We start from the raw sequence: 24,716 nt of genomic DNA, 5'->3' as shown, positions 1-24,716 counted from the left end.
AACTTCCACAAGTTTGTGGGATGGGCGGGACGCCCATCCCACAATAACAATTAAAATTGTAAGTTATTTAATTCGCGATCCTTACTTCCCCGCCAACTGCCGAAACTTCTTCTTAAACTTATTCTTATACACGTAGATCGATCGCTGTAAATCTTCAACTTGCAGCGACATCTCGGCAGCCAAACCCGTGCGGTTCCAAACATCCTCCTGACACTTGCGGCGGCAAAAATTCATCGGTTCCGAGTAAACTTTAGATGTTGATAAACTTGGCTTTGGCCCGCACCAGTGAATCACAGTCGCCGACTCGCGATCGCCCGCAGGCCCGCTTGACTCAACCGGAAACCGTTTTCTCAACAAATCCTGGTCAAAATCTGGCACCAACAACTGCATATCCACATTCTGCACCCGCAGTCGATTTTCTTGTGCCGCCCGGAAAATCAGAAAGTTCAAAAACCCCATTTCTCCGTACTTAAATATCCCCGGATTTGCCGCCGTAAAATCTAAAATTTCCACGTATTCTTCCAAGCTAAAAACGCCGCGTTTAGCAAAGAAAGTACCTGTGCAGAAATAGTTCGATCGCGATGCCGACCAACGAAAATTCGGGAAATGCTTCTCAACGCCCGGAATATCAAAGAAAAATTCCGAAACATCCGCATCCGGGTAATCGTAACAAGGCTTGTCTACAATAAAATCAAACTCTTGAAAATTAGCCAATTTGAGAACATCGCCCCAGACGATCGTATCGGCATCCAAAACCATAAAGTTCGACCAAGGACTTTCCCAGAAAGCAATCATTTTAGTTTTGCCCCAACCAAAACTTCTTTTTCTGAGAACTTCTTCAGAAACAGTTGTGCGGTTGATAACTCGCACCCCATAGGATTTTTCCAAAGCACTCACAGAAAACGTACCGTCAATCAACAGACAAATCGGCACATCTCCCAGGAAATAGCGGATGCTAGCACAGCAACCCTTAGCAAACAGATAATCTTGGTCGCAGCAGGCAATAATAATACCAAAATCTTCCATAAACCCTCACTCTTTTACTAATACCAGTTACCAAAAAAAAGGCGACTGTAGGCAAGCTCCAAACCTTTATGTCATCAGTTATTGCCAATTCTTTAATCGAAAATCGAAAATCGAAAATGGTATAACTTGCTCACCCCCAGCGTTTGGGTTGTTTGTTCTGACAGCAGCTCTATTTTCGACTTCGGCATTTTCGCCAGCTTAGCACTAAACTCCTGCGATCGCCCGTAGGCAAAAACATCCTTAAAACCTCTAGGAATCATGGATATAGTGGTCGGTCAACCCACTGAGCTTTCCTTGCGCCAACAGCGGGTCAAGCACCACCAGTTGCAGTCGCACTCAAACAACAAAAAAGTTGTGTTAAAATAGCGGGAAATTAAACCCGCCGACGGTTAGTCTCAAAAAAGGCGATCGTCCTGACAAGTCCCGACGGCAGCGGGCATCAAAAAACCAAAATTAGTCAAGCCTGAACTTTGGTTGGGATCGGGTCCATCTACCAGCCTTTAAGTCTCAGTTCCCGACTCATGGCGGGAAAATAGCCCCTGCCGGGTCGCGAGGTTTAAAGTTAGGTTAAAAAGCTTGACATTATAGGATATAAAGCTGTATAAGGGATGCGACAAGCAGCCACAATCCTACCTATAACTGTCTGTTAAGTCTGGCGTAACGTAACCGAGGAAGGACTCTGGGCAGTTGTCAGTTAGAGGCAGATTGTGGTCGAACCCGTAGAACCATTTGTCGATCGCCTGCAGAGCAACTCAAGCAAGTCTGGCGATCGAGAGATCAAATTAGCACGTGATGGTATAATCAACTGTAATGTAATGTGGGCTTGACCTGAATTGATGCCTGGGCGGTATAAGGGCTCAGCCCCCTACGTTCAAGCAGAAGTAGACACGCCTACTGTGAATCAACAGTGAATCAACAGTTATGGATAGGTTCTATTTTGGCAGTTATTGTCAACAGGCAAGCAACCACAAAAATTAGCAGTTGGGAATTGCTGGTCGTCGAGTTGAATAGAGTGTGAAGGTGTGAGGAAAATGAACAGAACTTTTTGGAATTTACTGCTAGTATCCCCGGCAATTCTGGGGCTATCATCAGTCATGAGTGCCACTGCGCTCGCCGCAGAAGCGACCGCAAACGCTGAAGCCAACCAGCTAGCTACAGCTCAGTCATCTGAGTCAAAAATTGCAGAAATAGTTGGAGAAATAGTTGCAGAACCAGTTGCAGCAGCCCCTGCTGCCCCAGAAAACCTGGCTTTAAACAGCAGCGTCGAAGCGGCCCCAACCCCGGTCGTTAACGAAGCAGACGCTGAAAAACTCGCCTCAATCGAACCAGAAACCAGCGCAGTAGCACTGCAAACAACACTGCAAACAACAGGGAGCGACATCGAGTTAGCAGCCCCAATCGCTCCGGCCAGCGCAGCAGCGACTGAACCCCTAGCAGCAGCAGGTACAGCCGAATCCTCACCCCAAGCATCAGACTTGGCAGTGCAAAGCAGCCAGACAGAAGTAGCTGGGAAAATTGAAGTGCCAGCAGTCGCCAGCACCCCAGCTACTACCCCAGCTACTAAGGTAGAAATTGCTCAGACACCAGCCGCCGGAATGGGCGGCCCCATCGTCCCTGTCGCTCCCCAAGCGCTGCCGGCTCAACCGTCGGGAACCATGTCCCAGGTGACATCAGTCACTCAGCTCTCCGACGTGCGCCCGACAGATTGGGCATTCCAAGCCCTGCAATCCCTAGTCGAACGCTACAGTTGTATCGTAGGTTATCCCGACGGCACCTACCGCGGCAACCGCGCCCTGACTCGCTACGAATTTGCAGCCGGCGTCAACGCTTGCTTAGACAGCATAACCCAACTAATTGGGTCAACAGGTAACTTGGTTACCCGAGACGACTTAGCCATCCTGCAACGCCTGCAAGAAGAATTTGCAGCCGAACTCGCTACCCTGCGCGGACGAGTAGACGGCCTAGAAGCTCGCACCGCAGAACTCGAAGCCAACCAGTTCTCGACCACCACCAAATTGGCTGGAGAAGCCATTTTTGCCGTCAGCGACACATTTGGAGATGGTGTCGGCCTTGAGGACGACGAAACTGTCACCAACTTCGGCTACCGGGTGCGGTTGAACTTCAACACCAGCTTCACCGGTCGAGACTTACTCAGAACCCGCTTGCAAGCAGTCAACACCGCCCGCTACGATAGAGCCACGGCTACCGGTACCAACATGGCTCGCTTGGCCTTTGACGGCGATGATGGCAGCCAATTCACACTAGACGAACTGTACTATCGGTTCCCGGTCGGTCGCGCTACAGTCTTTGTCGGTCCTAAAGGACTTGACCTAGATGAAATTGCAGACCAGGCTTCTACCTTTGGTAACTCTACGAGTTCGGGTTCACTTTCTAGATTTGGAGTACGCAACCCGGCAGTATTCCGCGGCCCGCAGGGAGCAGGCGCAAGTGTGAGTTTCAACTTGGGCAGCCTCCGAGCTACCGCAGGCTATCTGGCGGGCGACGGCGATGCTCCCAACCCAGCAGACGGCAGGGGCGTTTTCGACGGTTCTTTCAGCGCTCTGGGTCAGATCGGCTTTTTTAGCAGACCGTTTGACTTGGGCTTGACTTACACCCGGAAATACAATCGAGCAGGCGATGTTAGCCTCATGGGCGGCGTCGGCAGTGCCTTGGCTAACCGGCCCTTCGATCAATCACCCACCGCATCAGATAACTATGGCGTGCAAGTTAACTTCAAACCCAGCAGTCGCTTTCAGATTGGCGGTTGGTACGGTTATACGAAGGCTGAACAACTGCGGGGTGGCAACAATGACGCTACCATCCAGAATGGTGCTATCACTGTGGCCCTCGGAGATTTTGCCAGACAAGGCAACGTCCTCGGCTTCGTCTTCGGTGTACCGCCAAAAGTTACCGAGAGCGATGTCGCCAGAAACCGCAACACCTCTTATCACTTAGAGGGTTTCTATCGCTTCCAAGTCAATGACTTTATTTCGGTCACACCGGGCGTTTACGTGATTCTGAATCCCGAACACAACAACAACAACGAGGATATCTGGGTCGGACTTCTCCGTACTACCTTTAGTTTCTAAGGTTCCCAGACATCTAGTTACAGCTAAAAGCGGCAGGCGACTGCCGCTTTTATTTATTGGTCATCAGGCGATTTTAGATTTTAGATTTTAGATTTTAGATTGTTAACAGTCAACAGTCAACAGTCAACAGTCAACAGTCAACAGTCATCAGTTAACAGTCAACAGTCAACAGTCAACAGTCATCAGTTAACAGTCAACAGTCAACTGTTCACAAATTATGAATTTTGGCGGCAAATCCCGAATACGGATGTGTAGCCGTGCAGAAATGTGCTACCGCCGACGGGGCCGATTTCGCCGTTGCAGAAAAAGCCGCTCAAGGGAATGTTTTTGAGGTATCGGCCGAACAGTCGGGAGTCAAAGTTCGATTCGCCGTAAAGCCCTTCACCGCGCCCCAGACAAGAGAACATTAAGGCGCCAGCGCTGGATGTACCACTGTAGTCGGCGGCCCGCTGATAGCGATTGAGCAGCATTTCTAGGTCTTCTGCGGAGGTGCGCGCGTCGCGCAGGTGAAATTGGATGCGCTGTCCGGGACGGACTCGATCGCCGATCGCAATCGCTCCCACTTTCGGATCGACTCCCAACAGATTGCGGATTAAAAAATCTCCTGGCTCTAATTTCAGCTTGAATTCATCGCTAACTAAGCCTACAAATAACGAGTGCTGAGCTAATTCTCGGTCTTCTTCGCTCAAAGTTTGAACTAACTCTCGCAAAGCCTCTAAGGGCGATCGCTCGATGCCCCCGCTGCCGGTATCGTCGGTTTGTTCTTCGAGTTTCAGCAAGATATTGCGATCTCCTTCCGTCACCCGATAAGGATGCCCGATCGGCCTGCAGCCTTGAGCGACGATCGTTTCCAAAACTATATTGCCGCTCAAAGCTACCCCAACCGTCCCTTCTCGGTAAAGCTGATAGTCGCAAAACAGCGCCGCGCCTCTGCCCGCACCGTCCCCCCCGGCGAGTCCCCCTACCTTGGCCGCGCCCGGATAGGCATAATCGAGCCCTTGCAGCAAATCGTTAATTTTTGCGGAAAAGGGGTCTGCCAAGATGATGAACTGCGGTTCTTCCTGGGCCGGCACGCCCAAGAGATCCACCCAAGTATCCGGGGGACTATCTAAGTCCGGCAGTTCTTCTGCACCGACGTGAAAAGTTCTGACGTTCACTCCCGGCAAGCGCGCCAGACTCAGGCTGACTGCGGGAGATCCCTCGACTTCTTCGGTCTGACCGCCTCGACCGGTACCGATGACCCCTCCCCCGCCGCAGCCGAGAATCGCAGGCACTGGCAGTAATTCTTCGAGTAAAGGCATCAGCCGAGAATACTCGCTGGCAAAGGCAGACGAGATAAAAATCAGCGCTAAATCGGCCGGGCCTTCTAATTCGCGATCGGCTTGTTCTATAACTTCTTTGAGCGCTGATTCCAAAGAGGGACGGGTTGATAAAGCGCTGACCCATTGCATTTGGTTTTGGGCGTACATAAGGCAAACTTCTCTATAAAACTATCTCTTACATTAGGCTAACCGGAACTGGCCACTGGGGGGACGCTATTCTTGGGCGATCGATTCCCCATCGATTGCCGTTCTTGTGTTAACATAAGTTAACATGAGTGTCCCATTAATCTGTTTAGTGTTAAATGCCGTGTTCAGCTAAATCTTAAAAGATAAAGTTCAATACAGTTTGACACACCAACCTCGTGTAATGTTTTCATCAAAAGTAAGGTCAGCTCGACCTACATTGATGCCTGTGGACTCTTCCCCCGCCGACGGGGTAGAGTAAAGCAGGAAGTAGAGACGGGCTGCGATCGCAGTTATGGATGGTTTCTATCTGGGCTGCTGCAACAGCAGCGCATCTCAAGCTATTATTAGCTGGGGTCGCTAGACCGAAACAGCAAATCCAACCCAAACTAACATCCAAAAAGAAAACCTTTCTTACTTAATAAGGTCAACGACCCAGGTCTAAAGACACTGGGCTTCTAGCCTAAGACTTAAACCACTCTTGACTAGCCTAAGACTTTAGAAGTCTACGTTTTTTGAGTTATGACACCAAGCGGCTGCTTAGCTAGTCCCTTGCTATGTCGTTAACGGTTAAACATCTTTATTTGGGTTAAGGACGTGCCGTTAGCCGAACAAGCTCACTAAACAAAGGCGCCTGCTAACATTACCTAGAAATAGGTCGGGGACAACCATATTCTCCTACACATTCATACCAACAAGCTTTATGACAACAACACCCGCAGGCAATATCCAAGAAAAAATTGAAGAAGAACTAGAAAGCGCTCGTACCGTCTGTGACCTCAAGGGCGCGGCTTCCGGGGAATGCGCGGCGGCGTGGGACGCAGTTGAAGAACTGCAAGCAGAAGCTTCCCACCAAAAGCAAGTCAAACCTAAGAATTCTTTTGCAAAATATTGCGACGACAATCCTGACGCTGCTGAGTGCCGCATCTACGAGGAATAAACGAGCCATTTAGCTCTATTCCTTCCCTCCCGCGCCGAAATCTAACTTTTGGCGCGGGAGAATTTTATTTTAGGGGTTGAGCCTTGAAATAATGGCGAGATTTGCCCTCTATCCCAATACGGTTCAAATCCGCCAGCTTCCCCCTCGCCCCCAGGGCTGTTTCATTCTCTTGTAGAGGCAGCCACGGGGCGCAGCCCCCATGTCTGAAATGCTTGTGAAATCGTCTGTGGGGGGGTAGGCATTCTTGGCACTACAAGAGTCAAAATCGCGATTTTCGTGAGAATGAAACCGCCCTGCCCCTTGGGGGACAAGAATTTGCTCTTGCGTCCCCATTGGGGGCGAGGATGGGAAGGAGAACTCTCAGGAATAAACAGTTTTAACTCAAGGCTATTGCCGTCTATCGTGTCTCAAGTACCCTTCAAAGCGCGCCAAGTACCTTAGAAAAAATAGCAGCAACTAAAACATTAAGACCGTGTTCTGGTTGCTGATTTTTTAGCATTTTTGTAGTAAAATTTGTGACAAATAAGTGAGTATATTTTCCCAAAGATGTTGAGTCTTTTATTGGCAGCCACCGGGCCTTGGTTTCAGCCACTTGTCTGGATGGATTACCGGTTGTCTGTGTTATTAACAATTTCGATCCCGCTGGTAGTGCTGATTTGGGCTGTTGTGGCAAAAGCTGAGGCGATCGTCCGTTTGTCAATTATTTATTGGCGGGTGGCGAGTTTGCTGGCAATTACACTTTACCTGATGATGGCTGCGCTGCCTGTGAGCTTTGTATCGTCGGTGATTGGGAGGGCCTTAATTCCTGCTAGTCTGTGGTTTTGGGAGGATTTAAACGAAGAAATTGCCGATCGACCGCAGTCGTCCCTGAAACTGGCTTTTACAGCTTGGCGGTGGGCGATTACTGTTTACAGCGGTTTGGGCGCACTAGCTCAACTTCCCTTCTTAAGCTGTGCTTTTAAATCTCAAATTCAGGTAATTGACGAACCTTTTTGCCGCATTTGGTTAGATCCACCTTGGCTCTATAAACAAATGTTTCACCCTACGGTAACCCCTCAATTTTTGGGATTGTTGGGTCTGATAGGTTTAGGAATCTATGTAATTTACTTGTCATACTTTGTGCTTATTAGACTAGGAAAACAGGGGAGGTCAGCTACCGGAAATTAAGTGTAGTTTAAGTTAGTATTTCCCTCCTAAATTGCAGCTAAAGTATTCCACAAAAAGCTCATAAATCCCAAATAAAAACAGCCGGGGCGCATCTAGGAAAAAATCAAACTAACGAGCAGGGTGGCTGACGTGACCCGCCCAAAAACAGATACAAGCCGTGGACTCCAGTCGTGGAGATCTAAAAATTTTAGACTAAGGTTCCAGCTTCCAGATTCATCTGTCGAGAAAATCTAAAATCTAAAATCTAAAATCGACTGACAGCAATGTTATTGGGAAAGACTGTGATGGATAGCAAACAAGCCTACTTACAGTGCTTAGAAAGGCTGATTTGGGCGCTCGATCGCCTGGAAGCAAAAGTCGAACCAAGTGAAGTCGCTCGGATTGCCGAACTGATTGTTCAGCCGATGATGGGGCCCTGGCGGTTTTTTCACACTCCCGAACATATTTTTGAGGTGGGGGGAGATGAAGACGCGATCGAGGTTTTGGCAGCTTTATTTCACGATACCGTCTACGTGCAAGTCGATCGCAGCATTAACTTTAACGTCAGCTACTACATCACTCCTCTTGCAAAAGAGGTTAACAAACAACTACAAATTCGGGATCAATCTGAACTGCCGGCGGATGCTATCTTCGATATGGTAATGCTGGTATTCAATTTTGTACCGGGCGAAGTCCTCAATCCTTTCGCCGGACAAAACGAATTTCTCAGCGCTGTCGTAGCAGCAAAAGCTCTAGAACCATTTCTCAAACGCGAGCAATTGCTTCAAATTGCAGGCTGCATTGATGCAACAATTCCGTTTCGCGCCGCCGAGTCGGGAGTAACGGTAAGCCAACGCCTTTATGAGCGCTTGCAAGCAGTAAATAGCCGATTTAACCTCAGTTTGACTGATGAGGAAATGCGGGAAACCGTCAAAAAAGCTGTGCGAATTTCTAACCGGGATGTGATGAGCTTTGCTCACCATAGTTCAGCCCATTTTTTGGCAAATACCTGGAATTTACTGCCGGAAACCAATCACAATCTCATCTGCTGTGGTTTTTACACGGTTCGCGACTACCGAGTTGCTTTGCTCAAGATGGAAGGTTTTCTGAATTATCTCAAGCCAGAAATAATTTTCCGGCAGTTTGAGGGATATCCAGACGATCGCACGTATCAGCGTTGGCAAACTACTGCTAAGTACAATCTCGAAATTGCGAAGCTTTATTTGGGGTGCAAACTGTCTGCTCTCGCCCTGCTAGAAGCTCTTTCTTCGGATTTGGGGATTGAGGTTTCTCTGGCGATGATGATGGGAGGAATGCCGGATCAAGCTGCTAACTGCGTGCGCCTGGAAAGCTTTTTTCCACAGATAGAAAAACCTTATCAACCTAAAATTGGTTTAGAAGCGGAAGTATTAAATTTATTAGAAAATGGGCGGGCTAAAAGCACTTCTAAAACCGATTTGGAGAACTCGCCACTGACAACGTTTGTGGTAAAAATTGTTGGCTTTGACGAAATGCGCTATCAGTGCGATCGAGCAAAGGAATTTTTTCGAGAAAATCTGGACGCCGACGACTTTATTTCCGACTTTAACCCGATAGTTACAGAAATTGTCATTGATTCAATTCTCAAGTTGTTTGACAGCCGGAAATCGACTATCTACCGATACTACGATATCACTTCTAAGTTAAAGTCCCAACCCCAGAGCAATTTTCGCGATCGCCCTTTTCGCTCAAATGGTTAACTAGCTTTAAATACAGTATTTTTGCCTCCTCTATAGAAAAAATCATTACTCAGCTTATACAAGAGTGCAGCGATTACCGTGACACGATTGATTGCCTCGCTTTCTCTACGTCAATCAGCCTATCCATCCCGACACCAACAGCCGTACAGGTAAGTAGGTAGACGGGATTAAACCGCATAACGTAACACTATGTAAACAGGTTTAAGTCAGCCAGTAGAGAGCCTTTGGAGACTTTGCCCTCGTTTCATAGGGGCGTTTTTTCGGGCCGATTTACTTATGGTGCAATACGGTTCACTTAAGATATTTATGCCCCGGAGATCCCCCTAAATCCCCCGAAAGCAAGGGGGACGCAAGAGGGCATTCTTGTCCCCCCCTTTTTAAGGGGTTAGGGGGGATCTGTCTTAAGTGAACCGTATTGACTTATGGTGTGGGGCTGGTGGCAAAGATGCTAAAAGTTGATAAAAAATGGAAATTCGCTGCTGTTTGCCTTTGACAATTACTTTGTACAAAACGGATTTGATAGCGGGCTGTCACTCATCTGAGCTACCCCAGATAAGTGTCACTATAAAAAGCGACTGTTAAAGCACTTCCCCCCACAGCTACAACTGGGGAATAGCAAGTTCAAACGACTTGCAAACCACTAATCCCCAATCAAACCATGCAAACCACAAATTCAATTTACGCTCAATTGCCTCTTTGCTCTTCACTGCCCACACTGAAACGAAATAATAGCACCACTGCCAATCAAAACGTGCGCTATCTCCAACAATCCTTAGTTAAAAAGGGATATCCCGTCGTAACTGATGGATTCTTCGGCCCCAAAAGCGAACAAGCTGTCATCAAATTTCAAAAGGAAAATAAGATTGCTGTTGATGGCATTGTCGGCCCTCAAACTTGGAGTCTATTAGGCGCTTGTTATACCGGTGAACCCGGATGTTAAATCCAAGTTAAATCTTTTCCGCATTTCTCTGCTTTCAAATAACTTGCAAACAACCAATTGAGAATCAAACCATGCAAACTACAAACGCAATTCGCACTGAATTACCTTCCTGCCGTTATTTTCCCCTACTCAAACGCAACGATGGCGCCACCCAAAATGAGGACGTTCGCTACCTTCAGCGACTCTTGAACGCCAGCGGATTTTCTTTAAATACTGATGGAGGATTCGGCCCGAAAACCCAACAAGCAGTCATCAATTTTCAAAAGCAACAACAAATCGTTGCTGATGGCATTGTCGGCCCTAAAACTTGGAATAAATTGGGCGTTTGTACAACTATATTTTAAAGTTTGTGCAACCATCTGTTAAAGAGAGTAGGGCGTGCAGTGTGCGCCCTATTTCTCCGTCGAAGTTTCCACCCCACACCACCCATCCGGCGCTCCGTACATTCGATACTTGCGAGCTCGTTTGAAATACAGCATTGCTACGCGATCGTCAGGATTGATTTGTAAAATATTCTCAAATACTTTTTGGGCGGCAACAAACTTTTGCTGGTAATAAAAATTGAGAGCTTCTTGAAAAATTTCCGCAGTTTGCTGCTTGAGTACAATGCTCTTCTCTGTTTCTGTATCATAAATTTCAAACACCGACACAGCATTGGTTTTTCCTTTCACCGCTACGCGATCGACAAATCTGTACTTATATTTTTCAGGCTCCTCCAGGCGATCGATAATTGCACCGCTAACTAGAATTCTTGCGCCGTAAACCTTAGTCAATCCTTCCAAACGAGATGCGAGATTCACCGCATCAGCAATCACCGTACTTTCCATCCGTTCTCGCTCGCCAATTGTACCCAGCATCAAATTACCCGCGTGCAAACCGACGCCGATCGCGATCGGAAACAAGCCCTTTTGTTCGCGCTCCTGGTTAAAAATATTCACTTCTTCTTGCATATCAATTGCTGCTCGTACACCATCATCAGGAGATGTAGAAAACAAAGCCATGACTGCATCTCCAATATATTTGTCAATAAACCCATTATTTTTCCTAATTGCAGGGCTAACTTTTCCCAAATAAGTATTAATAAATGCAAAATTTTCTGGCGGTGTCATCTGTTCTGAAAGCGACGTAAACGAGCGAATATCAGCAAACAGCACTGTCATATCCCTTTCCTGATTGTCGCCTAATTTTACTTCAATAATACTCGGTTTTTCCAGCAAACTCAAAAAATCGTGCGGCACAAACCTGCCGTAAGCTGCATTCAGTTTTGCCAAACGAATTTGCGTGTTAATTCTCGCCAACAACTCCTTTTTGATAAAAGGTTTAGTTACATAATCATTGGCTTCTAAGTTAAAAGCTTCTACCAAGTCGGTAGTTTGATTTTTTGCCGTCAGCATCAGAATCGGCATTTCTAAAGGCGAGTATTTTTTGCGAACTTCTCTGCACACTTCATAACCAGTCATCTGGGGCATCATTACGTCCAGTAAAATTAAGTCTGGCTTAAATCCTGATGCAATCAGATTTAAAGCTTCTAAGCCATTGCTCGCTTGAGTTATGGCGTAGTTTTCTAAAGAAAGATTATTAGTGATTACCTGAATATTAATCGGTTCATCATCGACTACCAAAATTTTTATTTTTTGACTTTCTGGCAAGTCGCTATTGGCTGATAACCCAGAATTTATGATAGATGATTGTTCGGCTAATTCAGGAGTTGTTAAAATGCGAGATTCCTGGCTTAAACGCGGATGTATGCTGCTCAATTCCGGCTGACTTTCAGATACTGGCAAAGTAAAAGTGAATAGGGAACCCGCGCCTACAGTTGAAGATACGCAAATTTTACCTCCGTGCAATTCTACTAATTGCTTGGCCACAGCTAATCCTAAACCCGTGCCACCATATTCTCTAGCAGTGGAACCGTCAGCTTGTTCAAAGGATTCAAAAATTCGCTCTAATTTATCTTCGGGGATGCCAATGCCGGTGTCGGATACAGTAATGGCTAATTGCGAATTAAGCGGCGATTGTTCGTTGCCATTTACTAATTCTGCTGAGATTTCAACTGTGCCTTTTTCGGTAAATTTAATCGCATTGCCGATTAAGTTGTAAAGGATTTGCTCTAACCGATTTTCGTCGGCTGCTATGGGCGGCAATTCGGGAGCGACTGAGTTAATTAACTGTATGTTTTTTTGATTTGCTAAGGGCTGAGACAAGGTGAGGATTACAGAGACTATTTCTCTGACACCAACGGACTTAATTTGCAGTTCTATAGTTTTGTGTTTAAATTGAGAAAAATCTAGAATATCGTTAATTAAGGTAGACAATCTTTTTCCCGAAGCTGCAATCAAACCTAAGTTAAAATTTGTTGAATCTGGCAGTTGTCCGGTAGCACCGTCTATTAAAGATTCTGCAATCCCAATAATGCCGTTGAGGGGAGTGCGGAGTTCGTGAGAAGTATTTGCTAAGAATTCGTCTTTCAGTTTGTCCAGTCGCTCTAATTCGCTATTTTTAGTTTCTAAGGCTGTAAAGGATGCTTGCATTTGTGCTGCCATGCTGTTAAAAACAGCGGCAAGTATGCCTAATTCGTCGGAACGATCGAGCTTGACAGTTTTGTCAAATTGTCCTTCAGACAAAGCTATTGCTGCATCTTTTAATTTTAAAATTGGTTTGGTAATCCAGCGAGAAGTGATAAGTCCTAGCACAGTAGCCATCACTAATGCGGCCAGACATAGCAATATTGTAGTTCTGTTGCCGGCATGAATTTGTTCCATAAAATCGGCTTCGGGAACTACGACGACAATCAGCCAATCTAAACTTTTGCCGTCTTGAAATGGTAGGACTTTTAAAAATTGCTGTTTGCCGTTTATTTCAAAACTTAGTTGCTGCGATTTGGTGATTGGGCGCAAGTTTTGAAAGTGATTTTCTAAATATTTAGCTGTATTGTGCGTTACGGGATCGCTGCTTTCTGTGACTTTAAACAGTTCTTTTTTACCGTTTTGGGTGCGGAAAGGTTTTTCCGGTGTGGAAGTTGCCAGCAGCGTACCGTTTCTTTCGATAATAAAAGTTTGACCGGATTTGCCTATTTTGAGGCTGTTTAAAAATTGACCGATACTGTCGAGACGCAAAGCAGCAATTAATACTCCTTCTAGCTGTTTCTGACTGTTATAAACTGGTTGCAAAGCGCTGAGAATCAATGTGGGTTCTACGAAGGATATATAAACTGAACTCCAAGTTGGTTTGGCTGTTAGAGCCGCATAGCTGTAGGAAGGATGCTGTCGGATGTCGAAGTTTTTGACGGTGGCTGCTACTGTCGTGCGATCGCCCGAATCATTAGTATTGTAGGAATAAAAATCAAAATTTGTAGCAGGGCCCGAGGCGTTAATCAATAAAGTTCCATCCGATGTCTTTTCGCCAGTGCGGTATTCTCCATCTTGATTGGCGATCGACGTAAAATTAATATAAGGATATAACTGCACTTGCCGCCACAGATACTTTTCCCAAGCTGACAAATCTTTCATGTTCACAAAACCCAGTTTCACTGCATCCAGCTTGCTTTGATTGATTTGGTGCGGAGTTTGCAGATAAGTTTTCAAATTTTGCTCAATGCGATTGCTCACCTCCCCCATCAACTGATCGGCAAGGTCATTCACTGCTCTTTGAGAGTTTTTAAATGATAAATATCCTACAATTCCCACCGCTGCAAATACTTGCAAAACAAACGGAACTACGAGCACAGTTTGGAGCGTCGATTTTCCTGAAATTTTGGTAATTAAGCGCTTCAAAGAAAGAATTGACATAAGATTAATTTAGCTTGAAAGACACAGTTGATACTCGGATCGAAGCTGCACCGCTTTTATAGAAGTCATCAGTCATTAGTCATTAGTCATCAGTCATCAGTCATCAAGAAGAAGGAAGAAGAAAGACGCAATAAAAGCTTATGTTTTAGCAATTAAGGAATCAAAATTTAATAACTTAAGCGATTGACTCGTTTTACTCGTTACCAGGCTCTGCCTGGTAATGCAGATCCGGAGGCTCTGCCTCTCTTTTCCTTGCCGCTTCTGGAAACAGAGGAGTGTGGGAGAGGTTTAATTTATTAAATTTTCGTTCTTAAGAACGTCATCACCTTCGGGCGCGGTTTCTATAAGTATTGTAAACCTTTTTATAGTTGAACAAAACTCACCCAACTAAAGCCTGATTCTCGGTTTCTTCCCGAATCGCTCTCAAACCTGAGATTTGTCAGCACAACCGGGTTTCTATCTCGCACAGCTTTCGGCAGTATATGCGAGTTTGAAGTCACAGCAGCGCGATCGACGGCGTATCTTCCCAGAAAACTCCTTATTTTGAGCCATCCGACTTCGACCTGAATCTATTATGACTGATACCCGAGCCAAAAAAACCGGATAAACAGGTAAAAATTTATGCCATCAGCTTGATGTTACTTTTACTATTTTTCATCCAAAACTTCTATCCCCGACCATCCATCTGCCACTCCATACATTCGATTCTTTAGAGAGCGCTGGCAGTAAATTGCTGCTAACTTATCTTGAGAATTTATTTCGCAAATCTTACTGAATAATTTTTGCGCTTCAGTAAAATTTTGCTCGAAATAAAGATCTAGACCTTTTTGAAATTCAGCAGCAGTTTCCTGTTTTAGTTCAATGCTTTGTTCTGTTTCTGCATCATAAATTTCAAACACCGACACGCCGGATTTTTTGCCTTTTACTGTAACTCGATCGACAAATCGGCACATATATTTCTCTCGATCGCCCAAACGCTCTAGAATTGAGTCACTAACTAGAATTTCCGCCCCGTAAACAGTTATTTATTAGCTCTAAGTTGCAACTTGCCAGAGCTGAACTCAAGCAAAAAGCTAGCATAAATAGCAGCGTCTATCCCCAAGCAAAACGCCGTTTAATAAAATTTTGACTGGAAAACGATAATTTAAACCTAGTCTTTCTGTGGCTCATAAAATATCGGACAAGTAGGTTAGGCAGGAGTAAAATTTTTCGGAGGTTTTTTACACAATTAATTTATATTATGTCTGGTTACTTCCTGCTGTTAAAAAATGTCGAATTAAAAATAAAAAATTAGCTGTCTGTCCCTAAAATTAGCCAAAAAATTAAGCTATATTATAGCAGATTTCAGGAAAGTGAGATTTGCTATGGCTGACTCTATTGCTCGTCGCTTGGAACAATACACGATCGCCCGATCGCACGAAGTTTTAATCGTCAAGGCCCAAATTGACGGCGAATTCGACGAAATTGCTATTTTTAAAGGCTTTTCTAGCTCCCTGGTGCGATCGACCGCTTTCGATCCAGAGGTTCCAGTTTTGCCGCCTGGAGCAAAAATTGTCAGTGTCGATCGGCTCCAGAGCCCCTACAACCCAAATAACCCCCGCTATCTTCAGCAGGGGTTATCTTGGGAAACAATGCAATCGCTACTGTCCGAAGTGGGAGTTTAGCAAAACTGTAGGGACACAACATTGTTCATTAGTGTCAACTTAACGTCAAACGTAATACCGGTCTGCTGTTTGACTATTAGGGTTCGATCCCCCCTAGCCCCCCTTAAGAAGGGGGGGACAAGACTCCGATCAAAGTCCCCCTTCTTAAGGGGGATTTAGGGGGATCTGGACTCAGGTAAAAACGAGATTTCTCAAGGCTTTCAGGCGATTGTTGACACCAATGAACATTGTTGTGTCCCTACTACAAAAGCCGTGTCCCTACCCTTAGCGCTAAAGCGTGCCGCCGGCAGCTTGGAAACGAGCTCTCGCGCGTTTGATTGCTTGCTTGGCTTGAATTTGCTCTTGCAAAGTGCCGCTACCGGACTTTTCCAAACGAGCTTCTGCTTCAGTGTAAGCAGCGCGAGCAGCTTCTTTATCAATGGTTTCGCCTTTTTCAGCGCCGTTGACAAGAATAGTAACTTTGTTTTCTTGGATTTCTGCAAAGCCGCCCATCAGAGCGATCGCCACCCATTCCTTACCGGGACGGACGCGCATCACTCCGGTATCCAAAGCCGTCAACATCGGAGCGTGACCGCTTAAAATACCTAATTGGCCTGTGGTGCTCGGCAGAATTACTTCTTCAGCATTAGAATCCCAAACTGTTTTGTCTGGGGCAACTACGCGCACAGTTAATGTCATAAATTGTCAGTTGTCAGTTGTCAGTTGGCAGTTGTCAGTTGGCAGTTGTCAGTTGGCAGTCGTCAGTTGGCAGTTGTCACTGGTTATTAGTTATTAGTTATTGGTTATTAGTAAAAATCAACAACTAACAAATAACAACTAACAATGAACTACTGACTACTACCAACTGACTACTAACTACTGACTAATGACTAAAATTACTTAGCGTCAGCCTTCATTTTTTCAGCTTTGGCGATCGCCTCGTTGATATCGCCAACCAAATAGAAAGCTTGTTCCGGTAACTCATCAAGTTCGCCACCCAAAATCATTTGGAAGCCCTTAATGGTATCAGCCAGCTTGACGTACTTGCCGGGGGAACCGGTGAACACTTCCGCCACAAAGAACGGTTGAGACAAGAAACGTTCAATTTTGCGAGCACGAGAAACGGTCAAGCGGTCATCTTCAGACAGCTCGTCCAAACCCAAAATCGCAATAATATCTTGCAATTCCTTGTAGCGTTGCAAAATAGACTGCACCTGACGCGCCACACCATAGTGTTCTTCGCCTACAATGCTAACTTGCAACATTGTGGAGGTAGACTCCAGCGGATCAACAGCCGGATAAATACCCTTCGCAGCCAAACCACGAGACAACAAAGTTGTAGCGTCCAAGTGAGCAAAAGTCGTAGCCGGCGCTGGATCAGTGAAGTCATCCGCAGGTACGTACACAGCTTGAACCGAAGTAATCGAACCTTCGGTAGTCGAAGTAATCCGTTCTTGCAAGTCGCCCATGTCTGTACCGAGAGTCGGCTGATATCCCACAGCCGAAGGCATCCGACCCAACAGAGCGGATACTTCAGAACCAGCTTGTACGAACCGGAAGATGTTGTCAATGAACAAGAGTACGTCTTGCTTGCTGACATCGCGGAAGTATTCGGCCATCGCTAGAGCCGACAGGCCCACGCGCATCCGAGCACCAGGTGGCTCGTTCATTTGACCGTATACTAGGGCAATTTTCGACTTGCTGCGGTCTTTTTCGTCAATAACCCCAGACTCGATCATTTCCTTGTAAAGGTCATTACCTTCACGGGTGCGCTCGCCCACACCACCGAACACGGACACGCCGCCGTGAGCCTTAGCGATGTTGTTCACGAGTTCCATCATAATCACGGTTTTGCCGACGCCTGCGCCGCCGAACAAACCGATTTTGCCACCGCGACGGTAGGGAGCCAGGAGGTCGATGACCTTGATCCCTGTTTCAAACACCGAAGGCTTGGTTTCTAGTTCGGTGAAAGCCGGCGGCTGGCGGTGGATGGGCATACTTTCGGAAGTATCGACCGGGCCGAGGTTGTCTACGGGTTCGCCGATGACGTTAAAAATACGGCCGAGAGTCGGGATTCCGACGGGAACTTGGATCGCTTTCCCGGTATCTACTACTTCCATACCGCGCATTAAGCCGTCGGTTGTACTCATGGAAACTGCACGCACTTGGCTGTCTCCGAGCAGTTGCTGAACTTCGCAGGTAACAGAAATGTCTTGACCTGCTTCGTTTTTGCCGGCGATCGTAATAGCGTTATAGATTTGGGGCAGTTTGCCGCCTGGGAATTTTACGTCTACAACCGGCCCGATGATTTGGGTGATGTAGCCTACGTTCGTTTTTGTTGCGGTGGATACCATGAATAGTGCCTTTGTTAGGATTCTATTTTTCCCGTTGTGGAAAAAGTCTTAACATTTAGAAATGCTATTTCTCACAGTACCACTGAACAGACTCACTATTTAGATTTGCATGAGCTGGTTAAAAGTCATTTTTCTGGTTGCTGCTGTCGCTTTTTTTTCCCGCGAGCCGCAGCCAAAGCCCCGATCCCCAGCATAGTGCCGAACACCGTGACTGGTTCGGGAGCTACCTCGGCTGAAACGATGAAGTCTTGGAAGTCAGCGTCGTTATTTCCTCCGGCATCGTCGAAGGAGATTTTTGTGCCCTGAGCCAGTTGGGCCAATGTCAGCAATGAATATTGCTCTGGGCCTTTACCGCCGTTGATGTTGGTAAATGAGTCCCTGGAGTTGTAGTCGAGCTTAAAGTCGCCAAATACCGCTTGCTGACAGCCCGTCACCACACAGTCATCTCTCCGAAACTGGGTGTTGGCGGCAAACCATGTGGGGCTGTTCATCAAGGTGCTACTGGAGGCGTACTGCTCGAATTGTTGGCCGGTGCCGCTGTCGCTCCACAGCAGCAGGGCATAAATTTGATTTCCCAAAAATTTGAAGGTTTGGGTGATGGAGCCGTTGTCAGATGTGACAGCGTTGCCGAAGCTTCCCTTTGATTCATCGGCTGCGCCGTTATCTGAGGGTTGAAGCTCGTAAAACAGTCTGGCGATGTTGCTGTACCCTGTGTTTCCTGACTGAGCTTGGGCTACCCACAAGCTGGACTGGTAACTGCCGTGTGATTCGTCGAAGGTAAAGTTTATGCTGGTATCTTCATCGAATTGGATGCCCTTTGTGCCAAACATGAAAGCTTGGACGGGCGTGCAGATGCTGAGCAAGATTGTGGTTGCCAAGCTGGCGATCGTAAAAGATGTTTTTTTGACTAGCGTTAAAGTAGTCATAACCCTGATTCCTCCAGTATTGTTAGGTAGTAAGGCGCAAAATGCCATGTTGCCGTGACGCGAATCGACGATCGCGAGCCTGATATATTTAGGACGATCGTCAAACCTAAAGAAGAGGCTCCACACCAGTGAATCTACATACAGATCTCACTTAAGGGTGTTTTGGAGTAAATGAGTGCTTCTTCTAAGAGTTTTCACTGACACCAGATTGGCACAGTTTAATCTGTAACAGCAAGATTTTCATCCTGCCTAGACTTCCAACCTACTACATTTACTTCGTTTTAGTAACTGTCTAAAGTTGAGTGCAAGACTTGCAAATATTGGCTTTCATCAAAAATACATAAAATTTTTACTCGAGCTTTATGAAGTTTTGGTAAAGTTCATCCAGAAAATATAAAGTTTTTGAGAGCACGTCGGCTGTTCAGTCAGTTGTTCATAAAAGCGGGCTACAAGCTGCGCGCCCGATGCAGAAAGAAGTGGCGGCGATCGCGAGTAGAGATTTGAGCCAGTTTTTTGCCACTGGAAGCAAGCGGGAGAACAGACATCGATATTTACGTAATTTTGACTAATATTCCCAGTTTTTTAAACCCCTAACCCTCGCGTTACGCGCCATATTTTCCCCAACATTCCCGAACGCATCAACCCTGTTTTTTAAGGTAATTGCGTCAGGGAAGCAGTGCAAGTCAAAACAAGAAACCAAATTTCATTGCCCACGACTAAGTGCTAGTAAAAAAAACTATTTCTACGTAAATCATAGTAATTAAATACATACATTTCCTTTTCCATTCCTAATTATGCGGCAAGCAAAAATAGGCTGCTCCTATTGACATGAGGAATTTTTATGAGTAAAAATAGGATAAATAAATACGATCGCACTTTAAGCCAAATTTTTCAGCATAATGACAACCAACAGATTACATTTACTCGGATGGTTATTCATCGTTGGCTGGCTGAGTGCAGCGGCGGCCCCGGCCAACGCGCAACCCATCGCCCCGGCAGCGGACGGCACTAACACAGTTGTTACTCCCAACGGCAACCGCTACGACATTTCCGGGGGGTCTTTCAGCGGAGATAAGGCTAATCTTTTTCACAGTTTTACTCAGTTCGGCCTCAGCGAAGGTCAAACTGCTAACTTTCTGACTAATCCGAATATTCAAAATATTTTGGGAAGGATTACTGGGGGTAATCCTTCTTTAATAAATGGCTTAATTCAAGTCACAGGCGGCAATTCCAATTTATTTTTGATGAATCCTGCTGGCCTAATTTTCGGGCCGAATGCCAGTCTTAACGTGCCTGGATCTTTTAATGCTAGTACGGCGACTGGGATTGGTTTTGGGAACAATCAGTGGTTTAGTGCGATCGGCAATAACAATTGGACAACTTTAATCGGGACACCGAATAGTTTTGCGTTTACAAATTTGCCAGGGGGAAGCATTGTTAATGCAGGCAATTTGACGGTGGCACCAGGCCAAAGTTTAAGTTTGATCGGCGGTACGGTTGTCAATACGGGTCAGATAACTGCGCCTAGCGGCAATATTCTCATCAGCGCCGTACCGGGTAACAATTTGGTGCGGATTAGTCAAGCTGGAAATTTATTGAGCTTGGATATTCAGCCGACAGCAAATCAAAGTTCGCTGCCAAACAATTGGACGCAGCCAGTGTTATCTTTGCCGGAGTTGCTGACTGGACAAGGTGTGGCACAGGCGACGGGTTTGACGGTAAATCCCAATGGCGAAGTTGTGTTGACGGGGAATGTTGCAGTGCCGGTAACTGCGGGAACTGCGATCGCATCCGGCAGTGTCAATGTCTCTGGCAACACTGGCGGTACTGTAAATATTTTAGGCGACAAAGTAGGAGTTATTGCAGGCAATATCAATGCTTCTGGGATTAACGGTGGCGGTAATGTACTGATTGGGGGAGATTATCAGGGTTTGGGAACTGTGCCCAATGCTTCGCGGACTTTTGTTAGCAGCAACTCGACGATTAATGCTGATGCTGTTAGTAATGGGAATGGCGGGCGAGTCATAGTTTGGGCTGATGAAACTACTCGCTTTAATGGCAATATTACGGCGAGAGGTGGCTTGTTTTCTGGCAATGGCGGCTTTGCGGAAGTGTCGGGAAAGCAATCGCTGGATTTTCAAGGGTTGGTGGATTTGCGATCGACCTTTGGGATTGCAGGGACGCTATTGCTAGATCCTACAGACATCACTATCAGTGTGGCCGCTGATACAGGTGGGGGGTTCGTAGGCGGAACATTTGCTCCCGGGGCTACTACTTCTAACATTAATAATGGGACACTGCAAACGCAACTGGGAGTAAGTAATGTCACGATCTCCACTGCATCACCTTTTGCGGCTGTAGGGGACATTACAGTTAATGCTCCCGTTGCCTGGAGTAATAGCAACTCCCTAACGCTGAATGCCGATAACAATATTAATGTTAATCAGCCTATTACTAATTCTGGGAATGGGGCGATCGCATTTAATGCTAGTAATGCAATATCAGTTAATGCCAACCTTTCCACTGACGGCGGCAATATTTCCCTCACGAGTGGAGGTGATATCAACACATCTGCCAGCACTCTGAAGTCCAGTTTACCATCACCAGAGGGAGGAGCGATTACCCTTTCAACTTCTGGTGGCAACATTATTACTGGTAATCTGAATTCCTCTGTCAGCAGTTTTATCGGTCCTCCGGGAGGTAATATTACCCTCTCTGTTACTGGAGGAAGTGGTTCTATTAACACCACTGCTGGAAGTCTAACTTCCAGTGCCTCTTCAACTAATGGTGGAGCGATCGCCCTCTCAACTGTTGGTGGTAATATTACTACTGGTTTTCTGAATTCCTCTGCCGGCGGCGGAGGCGGAGGAGGAGGAAATATTACCCTCTCTGTTATCGGAGGAAATGGTGACATCAACACCAGTGCTGGAAATCTGAATTCCGATTCCATTTTAGGAAATGGAGGATTGATAGCTCTTTCAACTGCTGCTGGTAACATTACTACTAATGGTCTGTTTTCCCTTGCAGAAAATGGAGGAGCAATCACCCTCTCAACTACTGGTGGTAACATTACTACTGGTAGTAATCTGCGGTCCGATTCAACAGGTGCAGGTACGGGAGGGAATATCACGCTCTCCGTTACTGGAGGAACAGGTGCGATCAACACCAGTGCTGGAAGTGTGTTGTCCATTGCCTTCTCAGGAAATGGAGGAGCGATCGCACTCTCAACTACTGGGGGCAACATTACTACTGGCAATCTGGCTTCCACTGCCAGTAGTAATGTTACGGCAGGGAATATCACCCTCTCTATTACTGGAGGAACAGGCGCGATCGATACCACTGCTGGAGGGCTGTTTGCCTCTTCCTTATCAGGAAATGGAGGTGCGATCGCGCTCACGGCTCCCGGTGGTATTACTACAGGTTCACTCAATTCTAGTACCAGTTCAACTTCTAGCACCAGCACTGCGGGTGCTATAACCTTCAATCCGGGTACAAACAATCTTACCCTTAGTGGTGATATTAATACCTCTGCTCAAGCAGGAAGTGGTGGCAATATTACCTTCCAATCACCCGTTATCCTCACTCAACCAACTATTACCCTGACAACATCAGGAACTACCAGCAGTGGCAATGTCGCCTTTAATAGCACCCTTGATGGCACTACAGCAAATAATCAAAATTTACTACTCATTCCAGGTGCAGGTAACGTTACATTTACAGGCGCGATCGGTAGTATCATTCCCCTGGGAAACCTCACGATCAATAGCACAGGAAATAACACTTTTCCTAATACTACTAACCTCCTTAGCTTAACCACTACAGGCAATACCAATCTTTCCGGTAACGTAACAGCAACCAGCAGCATAAACCTGAACGGCCCAGCGACAATTACCAATAACGTTCTGCTTACAAGTAACGCGATTAACTGGACAGGAAATGTATCTGGAACAGGCAATTTAACCCTACAACCATTCACAGCCGCTGCGCCAATAGTCATCGGCAACATTCCCGGTAGCGGCTTAAATTTAACACCAACACAAATAGGATTAGTACAACCGAGCTTAGGTTCATTTACTATTCAAACAAATAGCGGTGGTGACATATCAGTTAATGACCCCATCACCTTAAATCCTCCTACTACCCTGCAAACCTCACCAGGTACAATTACAATTAACAGTCCCATCACGGGAAGCAATAACGCTCCAATTACCATATCTGCAAATACAACAAATCTAAATGCTGACATCAGCACGTCGAATCAAAATATTACAATCAATGGCAATACTTTACTAGGTAGCAATGTTACTCTCGGTACGGGTAGTAGTGGCAACATTAGTTTAAATGGGACAGTAGATGGCAATAATAACCTTACCGCAAATTCTGGCACAGGAAACATTACCTTCAGCGGTGCAGTAGGTAGTACCACCGCAGTAGGAAACATCACCGCCAATAGTACAGGAACAACTACATTTAATGCCGTCAATGCTGCTAGTGTCACCACAGATGCTGGCGGCACAACTGAACTAAAAGGCAATGTCGCTACAATCGGCAGTCAAACTTATGGAGATGCTGTCACAATTGCCACTAATCCGATTATTTCAGGCAGTAGCGTTACTTTCAATAATACTGTTGATGCCAATAACATTGGCAGCGACTTAACTGTAAATGGGGGTACGGGTAATATTACATTCAATGGTGCAGTTGGCAATACCAAGGCATTAGGAAATATTACTGCTAACTCTACAGGAATAACCGCATTTAATCAAACAGTCAATGGCGTGAGTTTAACTACAGATGCCGGCGGCACAACTGAATTAAAAGGCAATGTCGCTACAATCGGCAGTCAAACTTATGGAGATGCTGTCACAATTGCCACTAATCCGATTATTTCAGGCAGTAGCGTTACTTTCAATAATACTGTTGATGCCAATAACATTGGCAGCGACTTAACTGTAAATGGGGGTGCAGGTAATATTACATTCAATGGTGCAGTTGGCAATACCAAGGCATTAGGAAATATTGCTGCTAACTCTACAGGAATAACCGCATTTAATCAAACAGTCAATGGCGTGAGTTTAACTACAGATGCCGGCGGCACAACTACACTCAATGGGGATGTCAAGACAATCAGCAGTCAAACCTATGGAGATGCTGTGACTGTTGCCAATAATCCAATTCTCTCCGGCAGCGACATTACTTTCAACGATAGTGTTGACGGCAGCAGCGATTTAACTGTGAATGGGGGTACTGGTAATGTTACATTCAATGGTGCAGTTGGTGCTGCAAGTGCTCTTGGCAATTTAACAGCTAACTCTACAGTCACAACCGCATTTAATCAAACAGTCAATGCCACGAGTTTGACGACTAATGCTGGCGGCACAACTCAACTTAATGGCAATGTGACTACAACTGGCAGTCAAACTTATGGAGATGCTGTCACTGTTGCCAACAATCCCATTCTCTCCGGCAGCGGTATTACTTTCAACGATACTGTAGACGGCAGCAGCGATTTGACGGCGAATGCAATTAGCGGTAATGTTACCTTCAATGGTGCAGTTGGTGCTGCAAGTGCTCTTGGCAATTTAACAGCTAACTCTACAGTCACAACCGCATTTAATCA

The 24,716-nt window shown here is 46.0% G+C and carries 16 protein-coding genes; 8 read left to right on the top strand and 8 right to left on the bottom strand.

Going from position 1 to position 24,716, the window contains the following annotated elements:
* Nucleotides 1-81: 81 nt before the first annotated feature.
* Together QUA44_RS25385 and QUA44_RS25380 are read right to left on the bottom strand one after the other, a co-directional pair.
* Nucleotides 82-1,026, bottom strand: a complete 945-nt coding sequence (locus QUA44_RS25385) for a hypothetical protein (protein ID WP_333255450.1) — start codon at nucleotides 1,024-1,026, stop codon at nucleotides 82-84.
* Nucleotides 1,027-1,118: 92 nt separating this feature from the next.
* Nucleotides 1,119-1,286 (bottom strand): hypothetical protein, encoded by a 168-nt coding sequence (locus QUA44_RS25380; RefSeq protein ID WP_333255452.1) that lies wholly within the window; start codon nucleotides 1,284-1,286, stop codon nucleotides 1,119-1,121.
* Between the two features lie 771 nt (nucleotides 1,287-2,057).
* On the opposite strand from QUA44_RS25380, the gene QUA44_RS25375 reads away from it, so the two are divergent.
* The gene (locus QUA44_RS25375) at nucleotides 2,058-4,115 is read left to right on the top strand and encodes an iron uptake porin (RefSeq protein ID WP_333255454.1); all 2,058 of its coding nucleotides are present in this window, start codon (nucleotides 2,058-2,060) and stop codon (nucleotides 4,113-4,115) included.
* 215 nt (nucleotides 4,116-4,330) lie between these two features.
* On the opposite strand, the gene QUA44_RS25370 is transcribed toward QUA44_RS25375, so the two are convergent.
* Nucleotides 4,331-5,584, bottom strand: a complete 1,254-nt coding sequence (locus QUA44_RS25370; RefSeq protein WP_333255456.1) for an FIST N-terminal domain-containing protein — start codon at nucleotides 5,582-5,584, stop codon at nucleotides 4,331-4,333.
* A 739-nt stretch (nucleotides 5,585-6,323) separates the two neighbouring features.
* On the opposite strand from QUA44_RS25370, the gene QUA44_RS25365 reads away from it, so the two are divergent.
* From QUA44_RS25365 to QUA44_RS25345, 5 genes are all read left to right on the top strand, one after another.
* Entirely contained in the window at nucleotides 6,324-6,560 is a 237-nt protein-coding gene (locus QUA44_RS25365) for a Calvin cycle protein CP12 (protein ID WP_333255458.1), read from the top strand.
* Nucleotides 6,561-7,106: 546 nt separating this feature from the next.
* Nucleotides 7,107-7,727: a DUF3177 family protein gene (locus QUA44_RS25360; protein ID WP_333255460.1), complete on the top strand. Its 621-nt coding sequence runs from the start codon at nucleotides 7,107-7,109 to the stop codon at nucleotides 7,725-7,727.
* 263 nt (nucleotides 7,728-7,990) lie between these two features.
* Nucleotides 7,991-9,445, top strand: coding sequence for a hypothetical protein (locus tag QUA44_RS25355; RefSeq protein ID WP_333255462.1), 1,455 nt, complete (start codon nucleotides 7,991-7,993; stop codon nucleotides 9,443-9,445).
* Nucleotides 9,446-10,103: 658 nt separating this feature from the next.
* The gene (locus QUA44_RS25350) at nucleotides 10,104-10,385 is read left to right on the top strand and encodes a peptidoglycan-binding domain-containing protein (RefSeq protein ID WP_333255464.1); all 282 of its coding nucleotides are present in this window, start codon (nucleotides 10,104-10,106) and stop codon (nucleotides 10,383-10,385) included.
* A 71-nt stretch (nucleotides 10,386-10,456) separates the two neighbouring features.
* Nucleotides 10,457-10,729, top strand: coding sequence for a peptidoglycan-binding domain-containing protein (locus tag QUA44_RS25345; RefSeq protein WP_333255466.1), 273 nt, complete (start codon nucleotides 10,457-10,459; stop codon nucleotides 10,727-10,729).
* Between the two features lie 48 nt (nucleotides 10,730-10,777).
* On the opposite strand, the gene QUA44_RS25340 is transcribed toward QUA44_RS25345, so the two are convergent.
* Nucleotides 10,778-14,173 (bottom strand): ATP-binding protein, encoded by a 3,396-nt coding sequence (locus QUA44_RS25340; protein WP_333255469.1) that lies wholly within the window; start codon nucleotides 14,171-14,173, stop codon nucleotides 10,778-10,780.
* A 647-nt stretch (nucleotides 14,174-14,820) separates the two neighbouring features.
* Entirely contained in the window at nucleotides 14,821-15,126 is a 306-nt protein-coding gene (locus QUA44_RS25335) for a hypothetical protein (protein ID WP_333255471.1), read from the bottom strand.
* A gap of 411 nt (nucleotides 15,127-15,537) precedes the next feature.
* Between QUA44_RS25335 and QUA44_RS25330 the strand changes: the two genes are divergently transcribed.
* Complete coding sequence (locus QUA44_RS25330; RefSeq protein WP_333255472.1) at nucleotides 15,538-15,837, top strand: DUF7734 family protein; 300 nt, start codon at nucleotides 15,538-15,540, stop codon at nucleotides 15,835-15,837.
* Between the two features lie 270 nt (nucleotides 15,838-16,107).
* Here the strand turns inward: QUA44_RS25330 and atpC are convergent, their stop codons facing one another.
* The 3 genes from atpC to QUA44_RS25315 all read right to left on the bottom strand — a co-directional run bounded on the left by atpC (nucleotide 16,108) and on the right by QUA44_RS25315 (nucleotide 19,096).
* Nucleotides 16,108-16,515, bottom strand: coding sequence for an ATP synthase F1 subunit epsilon (atpC, locus tag QUA44_RS25325; RefSeq protein WP_333255475.1), 408 nt, complete (start codon nucleotides 16,513-16,515; stop codon nucleotides 16,108-16,110).
* Nucleotides 16,516-16,712: 197 nt separating this feature from the next.
* The gene (atpD, locus tag QUA44_RS25320; RefSeq protein ID WP_106149425.1) at nucleotides 16,713-18,170 is read right to left on the bottom strand and encodes a F0F1 ATP synthase subunit beta; all 1,458 of its coding nucleotides are present in this window, start codon (nucleotides 18,168-18,170) and stop codon (nucleotides 16,713-16,715) included.
* 125 nt (nucleotides 18,171-18,295) lie between these two features.
* A complete protein-coding gene (locus tag QUA44_RS25315; RefSeq protein WP_333255477.1) occupies nucleotides 18,296-19,096 on the bottom strand; it encodes a PEP-CTERM sorting domain-containing protein in 801 nt (266 codons plus the stop codon).
* An 899-nt stretch (nucleotides 19,097-19,995) separates the two neighbouring features.
* On the opposite strand from QUA44_RS25315, the gene QUA44_RS25310 reads away from it, so the two are divergent.
* On the top strand, nucleotides 19,996-24,716 hold a 4,721-nt coding region (locus tag QUA44_RS25310; RefSeq protein ID WP_333255479.1), incomplete at its 3' end, for a two-partner secretion domain-containing protein.

The sequence above is a fragment of the Microcoleus sp. N9_A2 genome (assembly GCF_036701775.1).
Lineage (GTDB): Bacteria > Cyanobacteriota > Cyanobacteriia > Cyanobacteriales > Microcoleaceae > Microcoleus.
Note: the sequence above shows the minus strand (reverse complement) of the source record. Positions and strands in the feature narration are given on the sequence as shown.